Annotated in this window: 18 protein-coding genes; 10 read left to right on the top strand and 8 right to left on the bottom strand. The window is 65.0% G+C overall.

Features of this window, described 5'->3' with window-relative positions; genetic code table 11:
* Window positions 1-111: 111 nt before the first annotated feature.
* Both RBT54_RS03720 and RBT54_RS03715 read right to left on the bottom strand, forming a co-directional pair.
* Window positions 112-2538, bottom strand: a complete 2427-nt coding sequence (locus tag RBT54_RS03720) for a putative bifunctional diguanylate cyclase/phosphodiesterase (RefSeq protein ID WP_320364233.1) — start codon at window positions 2536-2538, stop codon at window positions 112-114.
* Window positions 2538-3080, bottom strand: coding sequence for a methylamine utilization protein (locus RBT54_RS03715; protein ID WP_320364231.1), 543 nt, complete (start codon window positions 3078-3080; stop codon window positions 2538-2540). Before RBT54_RS03715 ends, RBT54_RS03720 begins: the two co-directional genes overlap by 1 nt.
* 147 nt (window positions 3081-3227) lie before the next feature.
* On the opposite strand from RBT54_RS03715, the gene RBT54_RS03710 reads away from it, so the two are divergent.
* Window positions 3228-4112 (top strand): DUF4394 domain-containing protein, encoded by an 885-nt coding sequence (locus RBT54_RS03710; RefSeq protein ID WP_320364229.1) that lies wholly within the window; start codon window positions 3228-3230, stop codon window positions 4110-4112.
* A 46-nt stretch (window positions 4113-4158) separates the two neighbouring features.
* On the opposite strand, the gene RBT54_RS03705 is transcribed toward RBT54_RS03710, so the two are convergent.
* From RBT54_RS03705 to RBT54_RS03695, 3 genes are all read right to left on the bottom strand, one after another.
* The gene (locus RBT54_RS03705) at window positions 4159-4701 is read right to left on the bottom strand and encodes an isochorismatase family protein (protein WP_320364227.1); all 543 of its coding nucleotides are present in this window, start codon (window positions 4699-4701) and stop codon (window positions 4159-4161) included.
* 12 nt (window positions 4702-4713) lie between these two features.
* The gene (locus RBT54_RS03700; protein WP_320364225.1) at window positions 4714-6702 is read right to left on the bottom strand and encodes an acetoacetate--CoA ligase; all 1989 of its coding nucleotides are present in this window, start codon (window positions 6700-6702) and stop codon (window positions 4714-4716) included.
* 109 nt (window positions 6703-6811) lie between these two features.
* Complete coding sequence (locus RBT54_RS03695; protein ID WP_320364223.1) at window positions 6812-7219, bottom strand: thioesterase family protein; 408 nt, start codon at window positions 7217-7219, stop codon at window positions 6812-6814.
* 162 nt (window positions 7220-7381) lie between these two features.
* On the opposite strand from RBT54_RS03695, the gene RBT54_RS03690 reads away from it, so the two are divergent.
* Complete coding sequence (locus tag RBT54_RS03690) at window positions 7382-9025, top strand: electron transfer flavoprotein-ubiquinone oxidoreductase (protein ID WP_320364221.1); 1644 nt, start codon at window positions 7382-7384, stop codon at window positions 9023-9025.
* An 88-nt stretch (window positions 9026-9113) separates the two neighbouring features.
* On the opposite strand, the gene RBT54_RS03685 is transcribed toward RBT54_RS03690, so the two are convergent.
* A complete protein-coding gene (locus RBT54_RS03685; RefSeq protein WP_320364219.1) occupies window positions 9114-9686 on the bottom strand; it encodes a GrpB family protein in 573 nt (190 codons plus the stop codon).
* A gap of 49 nt (window positions 9687-9735) precedes the next feature.
* Between RBT54_RS03685 and RBT54_RS03680 the strand changes: the two genes are divergently transcribed.
* From RBT54_RS03680 to RBT54_RS03665, 4 genes are all read left to right on the top strand, one after another.
* Window positions 9736-10296, top strand: coding sequence for a Uma2 family endonuclease (locus RBT54_RS03680; protein ID WP_320364218.1), 561 nt, complete (start codon window positions 9736-9738; stop codon window positions 10294-10296).
* Window positions 10297-10497: 201 nt separating this feature from the next.
* Window positions 10498-10731: a TA system antitoxin ParD family protein gene (locus RBT54_RS03675; protein WP_320364216.1), complete on the top strand. Its 234-nt coding sequence runs from the start codon at window positions 10498-10500 to the stop codon at window positions 10729-10731.
* A complete protein-coding gene (locus RBT54_RS03670) occupies window positions 10728-11006 on the top strand; it encodes a type II toxin-antitoxin system RelE/ParE family toxin (RefSeq protein ID WP_320364215.1) in 279 nt (92 codons plus the stop codon). Before RBT54_RS03675 ends, RBT54_RS03670 begins: the two co-directional genes overlap by 4 nt.
* Window positions 11003-11164, top strand: coding sequence for a BrnA antitoxin family protein (locus tag RBT54_RS03665; RefSeq protein WP_320364470.1), 162 nt, complete (start codon window positions 11003-11005; stop codon window positions 11162-11164). The genes RBT54_RS03670 and RBT54_RS03665 overlap by 4 nt, the downstream gene beginning before the upstream one ends.
* A 24-nt stretch (window positions 11165-11188) precedes the next feature.
* Here the strand turns inward: RBT54_RS03665 and RBT54_RS03660 are convergent, their stop codons facing one another.
* Window positions 11189-11506 (bottom strand): type II toxin-antitoxin system RelE/ParE family toxin, encoded by a 318-nt coding sequence (locus RBT54_RS03660; RefSeq protein WP_320364213.1) that lies wholly within the window; start codon window positions 11504-11506, stop codon window positions 11189-11191.
* Window positions 11507-11511: 5 nt separating this feature from the next.
* Entirely contained in the window at window positions 11512-11748 is a 237-nt protein-coding gene (locus tag RBT54_RS03655; RefSeq protein ID WP_320364211.1) for an addiction module antitoxin, read from the bottom strand.
* A 42-nt stretch (window positions 11749-11790) separates the two neighbouring features.
* Here RBT54_RS03655 and RBT54_RS03650 point away from each other — a divergent pair, with 42 nt between their 5' ends.
* The 4 genes from RBT54_RS03650 to RBT54_RS03635 all read left to right on the top strand — a co-directional run.
* On the top strand, window positions 11791-12102 hold the full coding sequence (locus tag RBT54_RS03650; protein WP_320364209.1) for a PIN domain-containing protein: 312 nt from the start codon (window positions 11791-11793) through the stop codon (window positions 12100-12102).
* A 231-nt stretch (window positions 12103-12333) separates the two neighbouring features.
* A complete protein-coding gene (locus tag RBT54_RS03645) occupies window positions 12334-12894 on the top strand; it encodes a Uma2 family endonuclease (protein ID WP_320364207.1) in 561 nt (186 codons plus the stop codon).
* A 180-nt stretch (window positions 12895-13074) separates the two neighbouring features.
* Complete coding sequence (locus RBT54_RS03640; RefSeq protein ID WP_320364205.1) at window positions 13075-14082, top strand: Rpn family recombination-promoting nuclease/putative transposase; 1008 nt, start codon at window positions 13075-13077, stop codon at window positions 14080-14082.
* A gap of 391 nt (window positions 14083-14473) precedes the next feature.
* Window positions 14474-15727: flagellin (locus tag RBT54_RS03635; protein WP_320364203.1), on the top strand; the 1254-nt coding region annotated here is incomplete at its 3' end.

Here is a 15727-nt window from a genome sequence, read left to right as displayed (position 1 = left end):
GTAACGGCGTTGCTTGTTGAAGTGCCTGTGGAGTTGCTTGTTGCGTCGCCGATCAAGAAGCAGACAGGTTAGGCGATGCGCATTGAAGGGGCTACCCGAGTTTTCCCTAGGTCAGACGCCAGGTGCCGCGGCGTCGGCCTCCGCGGCGAGACCGCGGTGGTGCCCGCCATGCGCCCACGGGGAGGTGTCAATCCAGGCGACCAGGTCCACCGCCGCCATCGGCTTGCCGATGAAATAGCCCTGCGCGAGATCACAGCCTAGCGTCCCCAGGCGCTCGAGCACAGCCTCGGTCTCGACACCCTCGGCCGTTACCACCAGGCCCATGTTGTGCGCCAGCTCGATCGTCGACCGGACGATGATTTCATCATCGGGCTGGGTGAGCAGGTTCATCACGAAGCTGCGGTCGATCTTCATTTCCTGCACTGGCATCTGGCGCACATAGGACAGCGACGAATAGCCGGTGCCGTAGTCGTCGATCGAGAGCTGGCAACCGGTGGCGCGCAGGCGCTCGAGGTTGGCCAGCGCCTTGCCCGGGTCGTCGAGCACCGCGCTTTCGGTAATCTCGAGCGTGATCCAGTCCGCCGCGCAGCCGTGGCGCTCGAGCATGGCGAGAAAGCGCTCCGGCAGATCGGCCTGCAGCAGGTCGCGCGCCGACAGGTTCACGCTCACGCTCACCTGGCGCCCGGCGTGCCGCCATTGCGCGCATTGGCGCACCGCGCGCTCCAGCACCCACAGGGTGATGGTCTTGATGTAGCCGGTCTGCTCGGCGAAGGGAATGAACTCCATCGGCGGCACGAAGCCGCGCCGCGGATGCACCCACCGCACCAGCGCCTCGACGCTCAGCGCATCACCCGGGCCGAAGGCGTACTTGGGCTGGTAGAACAGCACCAGCTCGTCGCGCTCGACGGCCTGGCGCAGCTCGGTGAGCAGCGACAGGCGCGCGGCATTGCGGCTGTGGTGCGCCGGGTCGTAGAGGCTGATGCCGGTGTGGCTGTGCTTGGCCTTGTACATGGCGACGTCGGCGCAGCGCATCAGGTCGCCGGCCGCGCTGCCGTGGTCCGGAAAGAGCGCGATGCCGATGCTGGCGCGCACGTCGACCAGTTGGCCCTGAAGGCTCATCGGCTGCTCGAGCGCCGTGGCGATGCGGTCGGCCACCACCCGCGCCGCCCACGCGTCGGCGTCGGGCACCAGCACCGCGAATTCGTCACCGCCCAGACGCGCCACGCCATTGTCGGCCATCCGCAGGTGCTCGCCCACGTCGCGCTGGCGAACGCCGGCGCGCAGCAGGCGATGGCCCACTTCCTCCAGCACGAGGTCGCCAAATGCATGGCCGAGGGTGTCGTTGATGAGCTTGAAACGGTCGAGGTCGAGGGTGAGCACCGCCAGCGTGTGCTGGGCAGCGCCGGCAGCCTGCAGGCAGCGCTCGAGCCCGGCGATGAAATGCACACGGTTGGGCAGGCCGGTGAGCGCGTCGCGATAGGCGAGTTCGGTGATGCGCGCCTCGCGGCTGGCGATGGCTTCGGTCATCAGCCCGAAGGCGTCGGCCAGGCGGCCGATCTCGTCGTCGCGCTGCGCCGGCAGGGGCGCCGCGTAGTCGCCCTCCTCGACCCGATGGGCAAACTCCGCGAGTCGCGTCACCGGCGCCGCAATGGTGCGCCCCATCCACACGCTGGCGAACAGCATCACCAGGGTGGCGGCCACCGACAGCCCGGCCCACTCCCGATACAGGCGTTCCCACGGCTCGAGCGCGCGCTCGAGCGAGAGCTGCAGCACGGCCGAGACCTGCTCGTCGGCCTGCGCGTCCACCACGTGGCGCAGCCCCACATGCTCGATGCCGTGGATCTGCATCGAGCCCACGTCCTCGCGCGCCAGCAGCGCGGCCTGCGGCGCTTGCGGCAGCGTGCTGACGACGAGCTGCGCCACGCCGCCCGCAGGCTGGCGCAGCAGGCTGACGTCGAGGCCGGTCAGGCGCTTGAGGTCGAGCGCGAAGGCCTCGTCGACCGCAAAGCCCACCACCACCCAGGCCACGGGCACCGGCGCCATCACCGGCACGACGACGAGCTGGTAGAGCGTCTGCGCCACCGACTGGAAGCCGGTGGCACTGCCACGCTCGCGGGCGACGGCGATGAGATCCGTCAAGCCCGCCGGCTGCACACCCGCGCCCGGCGGATGGGCCGCGACCAGCTGACCGTCGAGCCCGATCAGCAGCATCTGGCTGGCCCCGATGCGCGTGCCATGGTTCTCCAGCGCCGACACCACCGTGCCGCGATCGGCCGACAACAGCGCGGCTCGAAATCCGTAGTCGGCCGCCAGCACCCGCGCCGCCTGCGCAAGCTGGTCGGCGCGCTGCTCGAGCAGGCGGGCGAACACGCGATCACCGGTCTCGAGCTGTGCCCTCACCTCGCCGAGCGCGCTGCTGCGCCCGATGTGCTCGAACAGGAACAGGCCGCCGATCTGCACCGACAGCAGGATGAGCGCGGTCCACGCGGCGATCCGCCACTGCAGCTTCCTGAACCCCTTCCAGAAACCAACGCTCATCAGGGCTGTGCTCCGATCACCAGGGTGTGACGGTCCTCGCCGCTCAGGCGTAGCGGCTGGCGCTCGAGTTCGTTCGTGCTTCCTGCCCAGCGCGGATGCCAGTATTCGAGCTCGTACTCGCCCGCCGGAGCCCCGTCGATGCGCACCTGGCCCGTGGCATCGCTGACGCCCACCCAGGGCGTATCGGACACCACGACATAGGCCACCATCGGGTCATGGATGTTGCAGCCCATCACCACCACCCCGGGCTTGTCGAACACTACCGGCGCGGCCGGCGTACCGATGTACAGCTTGAGCTCGAAGGACTTGGCGGGCGAGAAGGAATAGACGTGGTGGCGCACGGTGTCGAGGTTGGGAAAGCTGATCGCCGTACCGGTCGGCACCGCCGTCATCAGCGGGATGAAGCGCTTGCCCTGCTGGACGATCTCGGCAGTGCCGGACTTGAGCGCCGGCGTGGCGCCGACCGGCTTGAGCGCCACCGCCGCGTGCTCGAGCGCCGCGCCCTGCTCGTCGACGACCTGCAGCACAAGGCTCGCAGCCATCGCCAACGGGCATGCGAACGCCCCCACCACCACGGCCAGGAGATGCCGCAGACGACCCGACGCCAATGCCAACTTGATCACGCTCCGATAGTGCAGGACCGGTTTATCTTCGGCGGCGATCGTTCACAAACCTGTCAAGGACACCCGATGCCGCACTCCATCGCCCGCCTGGCGCTCCCGATGCTCGGCCTGTGCGCCGCCGCATTCGCAACACCGGCCAGCGCGCAGACGACACTCGAGAAGATCAGGCTGTACGCCGTAAGCGAGTCGCATCAGCTTATCGCCGTTTCCGCGGCCGACCCGCAGAAAATCACCCGCAGCGTGACGCTTTACGGACTCCCGCCCAATGAGCGCATCCTCGGCATCGACTACCGGGTGGCTTACGGGGTGATGTTCGCGCTCGGCAGCAGCGGGCGCGTGTTCACCGTCGACGTGGACAGCGGCGCGCTGAAGCCGGTGGGCGCGGCGCCGTTCGCGCTCGCGCTCGAGGGCACGCGCTTCGGCTTCGACTTCAACCCGGCGGCAGACCGCATCCGCATCGTCTCCGATCGCGGCCAGAACCTGCGCGCGCATCCCGAGACCGGCGCGCTGGTGGATTTCAAACCCGATGCCGAAGGCCTGCAGCCCGATGGAGCGCTCGCCTTCGGCAGCGACGATGCCAACGCCGGACGCACGCCGCGCGTGATCGCCGCGGCCTACACCTACAACAACGACGACGAAAAGCTCACGACCAACTTCGCCATCGACGGCGAGCTCGGCGCGCTCGTGCGCCAAGGGTCAGTGGAAGGCGTCGAGCCGGTGGTGTCGCCCAACACCGGGCACCTGACAACGGTCGGCGCGCTTGGCGTGACTGCGATCACCGACGCCCACTTCGACATCTCGGACGTCACCAACACCGCGCTCGCCGCGCTGACGACACGCGCCGCGCCCACGCCTACGCTCTACCGCATCGACCTCGCGAGCGGCCAGGCGAGCGCGATCGGCCCCATCGGCAACGGCGAGCCGCTGCTCGGGATCGCGATCGAACCCTGACGCGGCAAGCCCGCTCCCACAGACATTTGCTCCCACGGGTCAGGCGCTAACGGATGAAGTCGCGGTTGACCTCACGGAACAGCTCGGTGCCGCCGCGCTGCAGCCACTCGAAGGCCACCATCTCGCGTGACACGATCTCGATGCCGTGGCTGCGCATGCGTGCAAACGCCAGGTCGCGGTTGGCCGGCTCGCGCGAACCCGAGGCCTCGGCGACGATGAAGACCTCCTTGCCCGCCCAGCGCAGGTCGAGCGCGGTCTGCTGCACGCACACGTGCGCCTCGGTGCCACACACGATCACCTGGCGGCGCTGATCCACCGCCGTCCCCGCGAGGCAGCCATCGGCCTGCGCAGAAAAGCACTGCTTGCCCACGTACTGCGCGTTGGTGGTCACCTCGCGCACCAGATCGAGCGTGCCGCCGATCTTCTCCGGGAAGTGCTCGGTCACCACCACCGGCACGCCCACCCGCTCGGCCACCTGCGCCAGCCAGGCGCAATGCTCCGCCACCTGCTGGCCCTTGTGAATGTAGGGCGCGAGCCGCGCCTGCACGTCCACGATCAGCAGCACCGATTTGTCGCGATTCATCAGCATCGTCATTCCTCCTTAGCCCTCGAGTTCGGCGCGGTCGCGGAAGTGCGCCAGCGCCTCCGGATTGGCGAGCGCTTCCTGGTTCTTGACCGGACGACCATGCACCACGTTCCGCACCGCCAACTCGACGATCTTGCCGCTCTTGGTGCGCGGGATGTCGGCCACCTCCAGCACCTTGGCCGGCACGTGGCGCGGCGTGGTGTTGTCGCGGATGGTCTGGCGGATGCGGCGCACCAGGTCGTCGTCCAGCGCCAGCCCCTCGCGCAGCTTCACGAACAGCACCACGCGCACGTCGTTGGGGTTCTGCGGCGGCCAGTCCTGGCCGATCACCAGCGACTCGACGACCTCGTGGAGCTTCTCGACCTGGCGGTAGATCTCTGCGGTGCCGATGCGCACCCCGCCCGGGTTCAACGTGGCGTCCGACCTTCCGTAGATGACCAGCCCGCCGTGGGCGGTGATCTCGCAGAAGTCGCCGTGGCACCACACGTTGTCGAAGCGCTCGAAATAAGCTGCACGGTACTTGCTGCCGTCGGCATCACCCCAGAAGCCGATCGGCATCACCGGGAAGGGCCTGGAGCACACCAGCTCGCCCTTCTCGCCGCGCACCGGCTTGCCGTCGTCGTCCCACACGTCCACCGCCATCCCCAGGCCACGGCACTGGATCTCGCCGCGCCACACCGGCAGCACCGGGCTGCCGAGCACGAAGCAGGAGATGATGTCGGTGCCGCCGGAGATGGACGAGAGCTGCAGGTCGGCCTTGATGTCGCGATACACGTAGTCGAAGCCTTCGGCCACCAGCGGGCTGCCGGTGCTCATCATGGCGCGCACGCTGTGTAGCTTGTGGGTTTCCCGGGGTTTCAACCCGAACTTCGCCGCGGCGTCGAGGAACTTGGCCGAGGTGCCGAAGTGGGTCATGTGCTCGGCGTCGGCGTAGTCGAACAGGATCTGGTTGTCGCCGGCAAAGGGCGAGCCGTCGTAGAGCAGCAGCGTGGCCTCGGCGGCGAGCGCGGACACCAGCCAGTTCCACATCATCCAGCCGCAGGTGGTGAAGTAGAACACGCGGTCAGCGGGCTTCACGTCGCCGTGCAGCTTGTGTTCCTTCAGGTGCTGCAGCAGCGCGCCGCCGGCGCAATGCACGATGCACTTGGGCACGCCGGTGGTGCCCGATGAGTACATGATGTACAGCGGATGATCGAAGGGCAGCTCGGCGAACTCGATGTCGTCGACGAAGTGGAAGGGCGCGATGAACTCCGCGTACATGCGCGCGTGCGGCACGTGAGACAGGTCATGCTCGGCATGCACGTAGGGCACCACCACGACGCGCTTGACCGAGGGCAACTGACCGACGATCTCGCCGAGCTTGCCCAGCACGTCGACCGTCTTGCCACCGTAGTAATAGCCATCGCAGGCGATCAGCACCTTGGGCTCGGTCTGGCCGAAGCGGTCGAGCACGCCCTGCACGCCGAAGTCCGGCGAGGCCGAGGTGAAGATGGCGCCGATGCTCGCCGCCGCCAGCATGGCGATCACCGTCTCGGGCATGTTGGGCATGTAGGCGGCGACGCGGTCGCCCTCGCCCACGCCCATCTCGCGCAGCGCGGCGACGAAGTGCGCCACCGCGCGATACAGCTCGCCGTGGCTCATGCGGTTCATCACATGGTCTTCGCCCCAGAACACGATCGCGTCGTGGGCATCGCGCGAGCGCAGCAGGTTGCGCGCGAAGTTGAGCTTTGCGTCGGGGAACCACTGCGCGCCGGGCATCTTGTCGCCATCGACCAGCACGCGCTCGCCGCGGTGGCCGATGACGCCGCTACCGATGCCATCGCCCTCCCACACGCTCACCCAGAACTGCTCCGGCTGCGCCACCGACCAGTCGTACAGCGCGTCGTAGTCGGGCAAGTCGACGCCCCAGCGCTGCGCGGCAGCGAGCCGGAAGGCGGTCACGTTGGCGCCGGCGATACGCTCGGCAGAGGGCACCCACAAGGGCTTGTCTTCATGCAGATTCATGATGTCTCCTCACCATCAATCGAAACTTCGGGTTGTCTCTCGGGCCGCACTCGTCGTGGCGCGATACCCGGTGACGCCGTCCTCGCGGCGTCGGCACTGCGCTGGCGACTCAGTCGAACAGCGCGCGCACCACATCGGGAATCGGCGCCGATCTTCCGGTGCGGGTGTCCATCCACACCGTCTTCGCCGAGCCTTCGCAATAGACGCGATCCTCGCCTTCGACGAAGAGCTCGTACCAGGTCATCACACTCGAGCGTCCTGGCTCGCCGGCGTACATCTTGATGACGACCGTCGCAGGATAATTCACCGGCGCAAAGAAGGTGCACGCGGCGTTGATGATGACAGGACCGATCGGCTCTTCGGGACTGACCCGGCAGCCCATCTGCTCGAGCCATTCCACCCGCGTCTGCTCGAAGTAGCGGAAGTACACCGTGTTGTTCACATGGCTGTAGGCGTCCATGTCGCCCCAGCGCACGGCCATGCGAGTGGTATAGATCAGCTTCGCCTGTTCGTTCATCGTGCGATCTCCTCTTTGTATTTGGTCAGCAAGCTAATGTAACATACGCACCCGTATGTTGTGCAGCACCCGGGATTCATCTCTGGCGTGAGCGTCCCGGGCCCGCGCGAGGGTTTAAACTGACGGCACCGACGTGCCCCGAGAAGGGAACAGGAGAACAGGATGGAACGCGAATCGATGGAATTCGATGTGCTGATCGTCGGCGGAGGCCCGGCCGGGCTGGGCGCCGCGATCCGCTTGAAGCAACTGGCCGAAGCCAAGGGTCAGGAGATCTCGGTGTGCCTGATCGAGAAGGCCGCCGAGATCGGCGCGCACATCCTGTCTGGTGCGGTCATCGACCCGCGCTCACTCTCCGAGCTGATCCCCGACTGGAAGGAGAAAGGCGCTCCGCTGACCACCTCGGTCACCGAAGACCAGGTCGTCTTCCTCACCGAGAAGGGCTCGTTCCGCAATCCGCCCGCGCTCACGCCCGATTGCTTCGACAACCATGGCAACTACATCGTCCGCCTGGGCAATGTGGTCAAGTGGCTGGGCGAACAGGCCGAAGCCGCCGGCGTTGAAGTCTATCCTGGCTTCGCTGCAGCCGAGATTCTCTATGACGAGAACGGCGCGGTGAAGGGCATCGCCACCGGCGACATGGGCCTCGCCCGTGACGGCACCCCCGGTCCGCACCACCAGCCGGGCATGGAGCTGCACGCCAAATACACCCTGTTCGCCGAAGGCTGTCGCGGCCATCTCGGCAAGCAGCTCGAGGCCAGATTCAACCTGCGCGACGGCGTCGACCCCCAGACCTACGGCATCGGCATCAAGGAGCTGTGGGAGGTCAAGCCCGAGATGCATCGCCCCGGCCTGGTCGTGCATACGGCCGGTTGGCCGATGAACAACGCCACTTACGGCGGCGGCTTCATCTACCACCTCGAGGACAACCTGGTTGCGCTCGGCTTCGTGGTCGGTCTGAACTACGAGAACCCGCACCTGTCGCCGTTCGACGAGATGCAGCGCTGGAAGACCCATACCGCGGTGCGCAAGCACATCGAGGGCGGCAAGCGCCTGGCCTACGGCGCCCGTGCCATTGCCACCGGCAACATCCAGAGTCTGCCGCGGCTGATCTTCCCCGGCGGCGGCCTGATCGGCGACGACGCCGGCTTCCTCAACGCCGCGCGCATCAAGGGTGTGCACACCGCGATCAAGTCGGGCATGCTCGCCGCCGAAGCCGCTTTCGACGCCCTCGTCCACGAGCGCCAGCGCGACGCGCTCACCGCCTACCCCGCCGCCTTCCGCGACTCGTGGCTGTACGCCGAACTGCACAAGTACCGCAACTTCAAGCCGCTGATGAAGAAGGGCCTGATCATGGGCTCGCTACTGTTTGGCATGGACCAGATGCTGTTCCGCGGCAAGGCCCCCTGGACGCTGCACAACAGCGCCGACCACGACAAGCTCAAGCCGGCCGCCGACTGCCCGAAGATCGACTACCCCAAGCCCGACGGCGTGCTCACCTTCGATCGCCTGTCGTCAGTCTTCCTGTCGAACACCAACCACGAAGAAGAGCAGCCCTGCCACCTGCAGCTCAAGGACCCGTCGGTGGCGATCTCGGTCAATCTGGCGAAGTACGACGCCCCCGAGCAGCGCTATTGCCCGGCAGGGGTGTACGAGATCGTTCGCGACGACGGCGGTGCCAACCCGCGCCTGCAGATCAACGCGCAGAACTGCATCCACTGCAAGACCTGCGATATCAAGGACCCGACGCAGAACATCAACTGGGTGGTGCCGCAGGGGGGCGAAGGGCCGATCTACCAGGGGATGTAAGTCACGCGCAGATTCGGCAACGGTGGGTGGCAAGTTCCGCGCCCGCCGTCGTATCACACGACCTGCCTCGAAGGGCGCCTGGGGAAATTCAGGCGCCCTTTTCCTTGCGCGCCGTGCGCATCGCCTCGCACACGAAATCCGTCTTCGCCTTTGCATACGCCACGCGATCGTCCGGATGCTCTGCAGCAATGCGCTGCTTCAGCGCCCCATAGGCACGTGCCGCTTCCGGGTGCGCGCGCAGATAGTCGCGGAACAGCAGCCGCTCCCACTCCGACGACCCCGGCTCCAGACAATGAATGTGATGCGTGCGCCGGCCCGCCGCGTCGCGCTTGATGAACCACGCATAGGCGATACCCGGCAGCCCGCGCTCGCGGTCGCGCCAGAAGAACTCGTAGCCCTCGCGCTTCAGGATCGGTGCGATGTGCTGCACCACGGCCTCCATCGATCGCACCTCGACCAGCATGTCCACGATCGGCTTCGCCGCCAGCCCCGGCACGGCGGTACTGCCGAAATGCTCGATCCGCCCGATCAGCTCCTCCGGCAACTGCGCCTGCAGCCGCGCCGCCTCTTCCTCGAAACGCGCTGGCCAGGCGGGATCGTAAGGTACGATCTCGACCCGCTCGTGCAGGGCGCGCTCGACGTGGCGGGGTTTGGCGTTCATGTGGCGGACTATAATCCGTCCATCACGTCTTCGCCCGATGGAACCCATCATGGCCCTGCCCCAGCCCGTACCCCCCTTCACTGCCAACGACTACCTGCGCTGGGAAGCCGAGCAGCCCGAGAAGCATGAATACGTGCGCGGTGAGACCTTCGCGATGGGCGGCGCCAGCCGGCGGCACGTGACGATCTCCGGCAACGTCTTCAACGCCCTCGACGACGCCCTCGACGGCACCCCCTGCCGCGCCTACATGGCCGACATGAAGGTGCAGGCCGCGCAGGACGAGGCCTACTTCTACCCCGACGTCCTGGTCACCTGCGACCCCGCCGACCACCGCGCCGACCAGTTCATGCGCGCGCCCAAGCTCATCGTCGAGGTGCTCTCCCCGGCAACCGCCGCCTACGACCGTGGCGAAAAATTCGCCGCCTACCGCCGCATCGACTCACTGCAGGAATTCGTCCTCATCGACCCCGACACGCGACGCATCGAGCACTACCGGCGCACGCAAGGCAATCGCTGGGAACTGCAGGAAATCGAACCCGAGCAGCCGCTGCAGTTGCAGTGCCTGGAGGTGGAGATTGCATGGCAGAAGGTGTTCCGCAACGTCGATTGAGCGAGGAACGAAGGGTGCGCTCACGTGCCTACGAACTGCTGCACGAAATCGCGCGATCATCGGTGAAACCACCCGTCGATCGATAGACCCAACCGAGCCTCACCCCGCCAGCGCATTAAAGTGACCAACGTCATCGGGTCCTTTGACCACAACGCAGGGCGCGCCTACAATTGTGGTAAATAGATTTCAGTGGAGATGGCGATGAGCACCGTGTCCGTGCGTATCGATGAGAGCCTGGTCAGTGCCGCACGCGCTGCGGCCAAAGCCGAGTTCCGTACCGTGCAAGGCCAGCTGGAGTTCTGGGCCAAAGTGGGTCGGGCCGCGCTCGACAACCCGGACCTGCCGGCCTCGTTCATTGCCGAGAGCCTCATGAGCATGGCCGAGCCGCGTGAGGACAGCACCGTCTTCGTACCGCGCTCGACAGCCAAGGCATGAGCTGGGACGTTCGGCAGACCCGACGCTTTGCTCGCGTCTACAAGAAGCTGCACGACAACATGTTGACCGAGGTCGATGCGGCCGTCGAAACGGTGGCCCAGAACCCTGACAGCGGCGAAAAGAAGAAAGGCGACCTCGCGGAATTGTGGGTCTACACGTTCTGCTGCCTCGGCCAGTTGTACCTGCTGGGCTACACCCGCGATGACGGCGTGCGACTGGTCTATCTGGAGGCTGTTGGCCCCCACGAGAACTTTTACCGCGACTTGAAGCGCTGAGGCGGCCCTGGCCTGGGCGGGCACCGCTAAAAGTGCCGACCACGATCCGGTTTGACACCGACGTGCTGGCCGCGCTGAAGGCGACCGGACCGGGCTGGCAGACGCTGGTAAATACAGCAATGCGCGAGTGGGTCAGACCCCACCCTGCGGAAACGTGATCTATCTCGTATTCCCCGCGCGGCTCACAGCCCGCCAAGGTCGTCGCGAAAACGCGCGGTCTGATGCATCCGTTCATGCACTATCGTCACGATGCCGATGTCGCCGTTCGACAGACGTCGCCAGTAGACGAAATGGCGCTCGTAGCGGAAGTAGAACCCCTCGACGCCGAAGTCGGCCGGGATGGGGCGCGACGCGACCCGGTGAGTGTCGATGCCCTCGAAGGCGTCGAACAGGCCCTTGATGTAGCGGTCCGCCTGCTCAACCCCCCAGCGGTCCCGCGTATAGCGATAGATTTCGTCAAGTCGATAGGACGCAGCCTCCTGGACGCGGACTTGCGCCATCGCCATCAAGCCTTGTTACGCGCGATCACGTCGCCCGCAGTCAGGCGCGTATAGGCCGACTCCGGCGCCGCGAAGGCATGGGCAAGTTCGATCCTGAGCCGCTCTTCCATCGCCCGCTCAAGGCGCGTCTTGTCGCGGCGGATCAGGTCGCGGACGTACTCGCTGATGTTCTCGTAATCCCCCTGCTCGCCCACCTTCGCTGCCACGAACTCGCTGAGCGTCTCGTTCAGGCGAACGGTCATCGTCATTCCTCTGGACATGCGCAGCTCCACAATCAATCGAAGATGTATTCAAACTACTCAATATTAACGACAACCGCAAGGCGGCTACGCAGTCAGCAAACTGCTGCCCACCTCGCATTCAAGCTCTCCGCCACAGCGCACCTTGTCGCCGTCGCAACCGAGATCGATGTGCGCTACTTGTGGAGACCGAACCTCCGCGACGAAGGCGACAACTTCGTGCTCGAAATTGCGGTCGCCGCATGGCCGTGCACCATCGTTACCCACAACATCTCTGACTTCGCCCGCACCGAACTCCGGTTTCCACAGCTTGCCACCTGCACACCCGGACCGCTGATGCAGTCCCTCACGCACTAGGAGAACACGATATCCAAGACCGCCTTCCCCCTGCGAATCCAGGAAAGCGAGCGCGACCGAGGCCGATGCCACCCCCCTGCCAACCGATCGGCATTGACGCTGAGTCGCCTGCGCGTGCGGCTGTGACATCGACTGCGCCGTTGCCACCGCGAAGGCCGGATCTATAATCGTCGGCACATGGCACACGGCGCACGAGACGAGGACGGCACGATGCAATCCCGACCCTACCGAATGCTGGACGAATCCGAGTACCTCACCCTGGAGGCCCGCTCCCCCGTTCGCCACGAATACGTCGCCGGCGAAATCTTCTCCATGACCGGGGCGAGTGTTCGCCACAACATCATCGCAGGCAACCTATACACGGCCCTTCGCACCCACCTGCGCGGCACGCCCTGCCGCGCCCTCATGGAAGGCGTGAAGCTGTACCTGAAGAAGGAACGCAGCTACTTCTACCCCGACGTGATGGTCACCTGCGAGTCCCGCCTGCTCGAGCTCGACGCCGAGACACAACTGGTCGACAGCCCGGTGCTCATCATCGAAGTGCTCTCGCCCTCCACCGAGGGCATCGACCGCCGCGAAAAGCTTCGCGCCTACCGCACGCTCCCCAGTCTCAAGGAGTACGCCCTGGTCAGCCAGGACGAATGCAAGGTCGAGCTCTACCGCCGCCGCGGCGACATCGGCTGGGACATCATCACCTTCGAGCCCGGTGACGCGGTCGAATTCGCCAGCGTGGAGCTGCAGATGCCGATCGCCGACATCTATTTCGAGGCCGGGGTGCCCTGCTCGGGATAGCGATGGCCGATGAGCCGCCGAGCCGCACCCGATACGACCGCCGCGCAACACCGCCGGCGGTCGTGGCGTTTCACCCCCAAGTAAACAAGGTCGGTCCCTACCCGCGAGCCTTGCCAGAAAATGCCAAGCAGATGATGATGCAGACAGATAACGCCATTCGCATAATCAGCATCTGCCCTCTTGCCCACATCCCACGACACCGGCTACAAGCTCCTCTTCTCCAACCCGCTCATCGTCCGCGACCTCATCCAGGGTTTCATCGACGACCCCTGGCTGCAGAAACTCGACTTCTCCACCCTCGAGCCCGTCAAGGGACACTACGTCAGCGAAGACCTGCGCGACCGCGCCGATGACGTCGTCTGGCGCGTCAAATCCGGCGAGGACTGGCTCTACCTCTACCTGCTGATCGAATTCCAGAGCCGCAACGACCGCTTCATGGCGCTGCGCATGATGGTCTATGTCGGCCTGCTCTATCAGGACCTCATCCGCAACAAGCAGCTCGGTCCGCACGGCCTGCTCCCGCCCGTGCTGCCCATCGTTCTCTACAACGGTGAGCCCCGCTGGCGCGCCCCCGTTTCGCTCGCAGAACTACTACCCAAGCCGCCCGCCTTTCTCGCCCGATTGCAAGCGCAGATGCGCTACCTGCTCATCGACGAAGGCGCCATCCCCGCCGAGACGCTGGCCCGGCTACCGCAGAACCTCGTCGCCGCCATCTTCAAGCTCGAGCAACCCCAGACCCCCGAGGCAGTCCAAGCGCTAGTCACCGAACTCGAGGCCGCCACCCGCTCCGACGAATACGCCACCGTGCGCCGCATCGTCGCCATCTGGATCCGCGCCGCCTTGATCCGAAACCGCAAATACCCCATCCTCCTCCCCGAACTGGATGACTTGCAGGAGCTGCGCATCATGTTGTCGCAACGCATTGAACAATGGGCCGAAGGCTACCTCGCCGCTGGTCGCGTGGAAGGCCGCACGGAAGGCCTCCTAGAAGGCCGCAACGAAGGCCGTCTCGAAGGCGAGATTGCAGTCCTCGCACGCCTGCTCACCCGCCGCTTCGGCCCCCTCCCCCCCTGGGCCGAGACCCGCCTCCACGCCGCCACCGAGCAAGCGCTCGCAGAATGGACCGACGCCGTCCTCGACGCCGCCAGCCTCAACGACGTCCTCGGCCCACCGCCGGCCGATCACTGACACCTGCCAGGCATCACCCCACCACGACCGCCGCGCGACACCGCCGGCGGTCGTGTCGTTTCAGCGCTCGCGCGCTTCACCCGTGGGAGCGGGCTCGCCCGCGAACGCTGCGCTTCTGAAGAACGCAACGGCGCCCAACACCCCATCCGCCCTCGAGCCCACCCCGACAGCGCCCCGGCACCCGCCGCCACCCCTCCCCTCAAGTTCCCCCACCTCGCGCCGTAAAAGCCCCCAAGCGCAGGAAACGCGCGCGGCACCGAAAGAAATTCCTAAAGAGTTTTACCCCGGGGTCGTAAAAGCAACCAAGAGCACAAACAAACGCTCCGCACCCGCCAAGGCAAGCGATGCAGATACGGGTGTATGACCAACCTGACCTACCAGGAGAAACATCATGGCCCAGACGATCAACACCAACGTTGCCTCGCTGAATGCGCAGCGGAACCTCAACGCTTCCCAAGGATCGCTTGCTACCTCGCTGCAACGCCTATCTTCCGGTCTTCGAATCAACAGTGCAAAAGATGACGCTGCAGGACTTGCGATTTCAGAACGATTCAGCTCCCAAATTCGCGGCATTAACCAGGCAACTCGAAATGCAAACGACGGTATCTCGCTAGCACAAACCGCCGAAGGTGCCCTTGCAGAAGTTGGGAACAATCTGCAGCGCATCCGCGAGCTTGCAGTCCAGTCCGCAAACGCAACAAATAGCGCGTCTGACCGGGCGGCTCTGCAGTTGGAGGTTGACCAACTCGTTGCTGAGATGGATCGCGTAGCGACCCAAACCGAATTTAATGGAACTCGTCTTCTAGACGGGAACTTCAAGAGTCAAAAATTTCAAATCGGCGCTAACTCTGGCCAAACGATTGAAATTAGCAAAATCGCAAGCTCGCGGACAACTGACCTAGGGGCGCGCCTTGAGGCAACGATCACGGGCAGCGGAGCTCTAACGGCGCTGGGCTCGGGGGACCTAACGGTTAATGGCACATCAATCAATGCCTCCACCGGCTACACCGCATCCAACGGACGTACGGACGACTCCGCCTATGCGATCGCCGCGGCAATTAACGGTTCTCAAAGCACGGTGACAGCCGAAGCACAAAAAACAGTGGCTGCTCAAGGGACTACTACAGCTTTTGACGATACGTTCGACGGTACGATTACTATCAACGGTGTCACGACCGCAACAATCACTGGCACGGGTTCCATTGCATCGAACAAGGCGAACGTTGCTGACGCGATCAACGCTATCTCGGCGTCGTCGGGCGTGACGGCAATCCAAGACTCTACCGGTATTCGTTTAGAAGCTGCAGACGGACGCAATATCGAGATTACTGTTGCCGATGGCGCTGGCGCTGGCACGCTAGCCGCGGGTGTGCTTGGAATCACTGCCGCACCTAAAACACAAGGGACGATCAAACTAACAACCGACTCATCCGAAGGCATCAAACTAAGTGGCAACAACGAAGCTTACGCTGGGTTCTCAAACGATCAGACACAAGCAGCAGCGCTCACGGGAGTATCGGTTTCTAATATCGATATTTCTGACTTCGACGGGGCCAACGAGGCGATAAAGACAATCGACGCGGCTCTGAAAACGATCAATACAAGTCGTGCTGAACTGGGAGCCCTCCAGAACCGCTTCTCATCG

Origin of the sequence: Thauera sp. (genome assembly GCF_034003485.1) — a bacterium.
Taxonomy (GTDB): Bacteria; Pseudomonadota; Gammaproteobacteria; order Burkholderiales; family Rhodocyclaceae; genus Thauera.
Note: the sequence above shows the minus strand (reverse complement) of the source record. Positions and strands in the feature narration are given on the sequence as shown.

What these genes read in the sequence shown, in the direction of transcription:
- RBT54_RS03715 (WP_320364231.1), bottom strand. Translation starts at nt 3,080, where the DNA reads ATGGCTGCGAGCCTTGTGCTGCAGGTCGTCGACGAGCAGGGCGCGGCG.
- RBT54_RS03660 (WP_320364213.1), bottom strand. Translation starts at nt 11,506, where the DNA reads ATGGCGCAAGTCCGCGTCCAGGAGGCTGCGTCCTATCGACTTGACGAA.
- RBT54_RS03705 (WP_320364227.1), bottom strand. Translation starts at nt 4,701, where the DNA reads ATGCTGATGAATCGCGACAAATCGGTGCTGCTGATCGTGGACGTGCAG.
- RBT54_RS03690 (WP_320364221.1), top strand. Translation starts at nt 7,382, where the DNA reads ATGGAACGCGAATCGATGGAATTCGATGTGCTGATCGTCGGCGGAGGC.
- RBT54_RS03720 (WP_320364233.1), bottom strand. Translation starts at nt 2,538, where the DNA reads ATGAGCGTTGGTTTCTGGAAGGGGTTCAGGAAGCTGCAGTGGCGGATC.
- RBT54_RS03685 (WP_320364219.1), bottom strand. Translation starts at nt 9,686, where the DNA reads ATGAACGCCAAACCCCGCCACGTCGAGCGCGCCCTGCACGAGCGGGTC.
- RBT54_RS03670 (WP_320364215.1), top strand. Translation starts at nt 10,728, where the DNA reads ATGAGCTGGGACGTTCGGCAGACCCGACGCTTTGCTCGCGTCTACAAG.
- RBT54_RS03710 (WP_320364229.1), top strand. Translation starts at nt 3,228, where the DNA reads ATGCCGCACTCCATCGCCCGCCTGGCGCTCCCGATGCTCGGCCTGTGC.
- RBT54_RS03650 (WP_320364209.1), top strand. Translation starts at nt 11,791, where the DNA reads ATGTATTCAAACTACTCAATATTAACGACAACCGCAAGGCGGCTACGC.
- RBT54_RS03680 (WP_320364218.1), top strand. Translation starts at nt 9,736, where the DNA reads ATGGCCCTGCCCCAGCCCGTACCCCCCTTCACTGCCAACGACTACCTG.
- RBT54_RS03655 (WP_320364211.1), bottom strand. Translation starts at nt 11,748, where the DNA reads ATGACCGTTCGCCTGAACGAGACGCTCAGCGAGTTCGTGGCAGCGAAG.
- RBT54_RS03645 (WP_320364207.1), top strand. Translation starts at nt 12,334, where the DNA reads ATGCTGGACGAATCCGAGTACCTCACCCTGGAGGCCCGCTCCCCCGTT.
- RBT54_RS03695 (WP_320364223.1), bottom strand. Translation starts at nt 7,219, where the DNA reads ATGAACGAACAGGCGAAGCTGATCTATACCACTCGCATGGCCGTGCGC.
- RBT54_RS03675 (WP_320364216.1), top strand. Translation starts at nt 10,498, where the DNA reads ATGAGCACCGTGTCCGTGCGTATCGATGAGAGCCTGGTCAGTGCCGCA.
- RBT54_RS03700 (WP_320364225.1), bottom strand. Translation starts at nt 6,702, where the DNA reads ATGAATCTGCATGAAGACAAGCCCTTGTGGGTGCCCTCTGCCGAGCGT.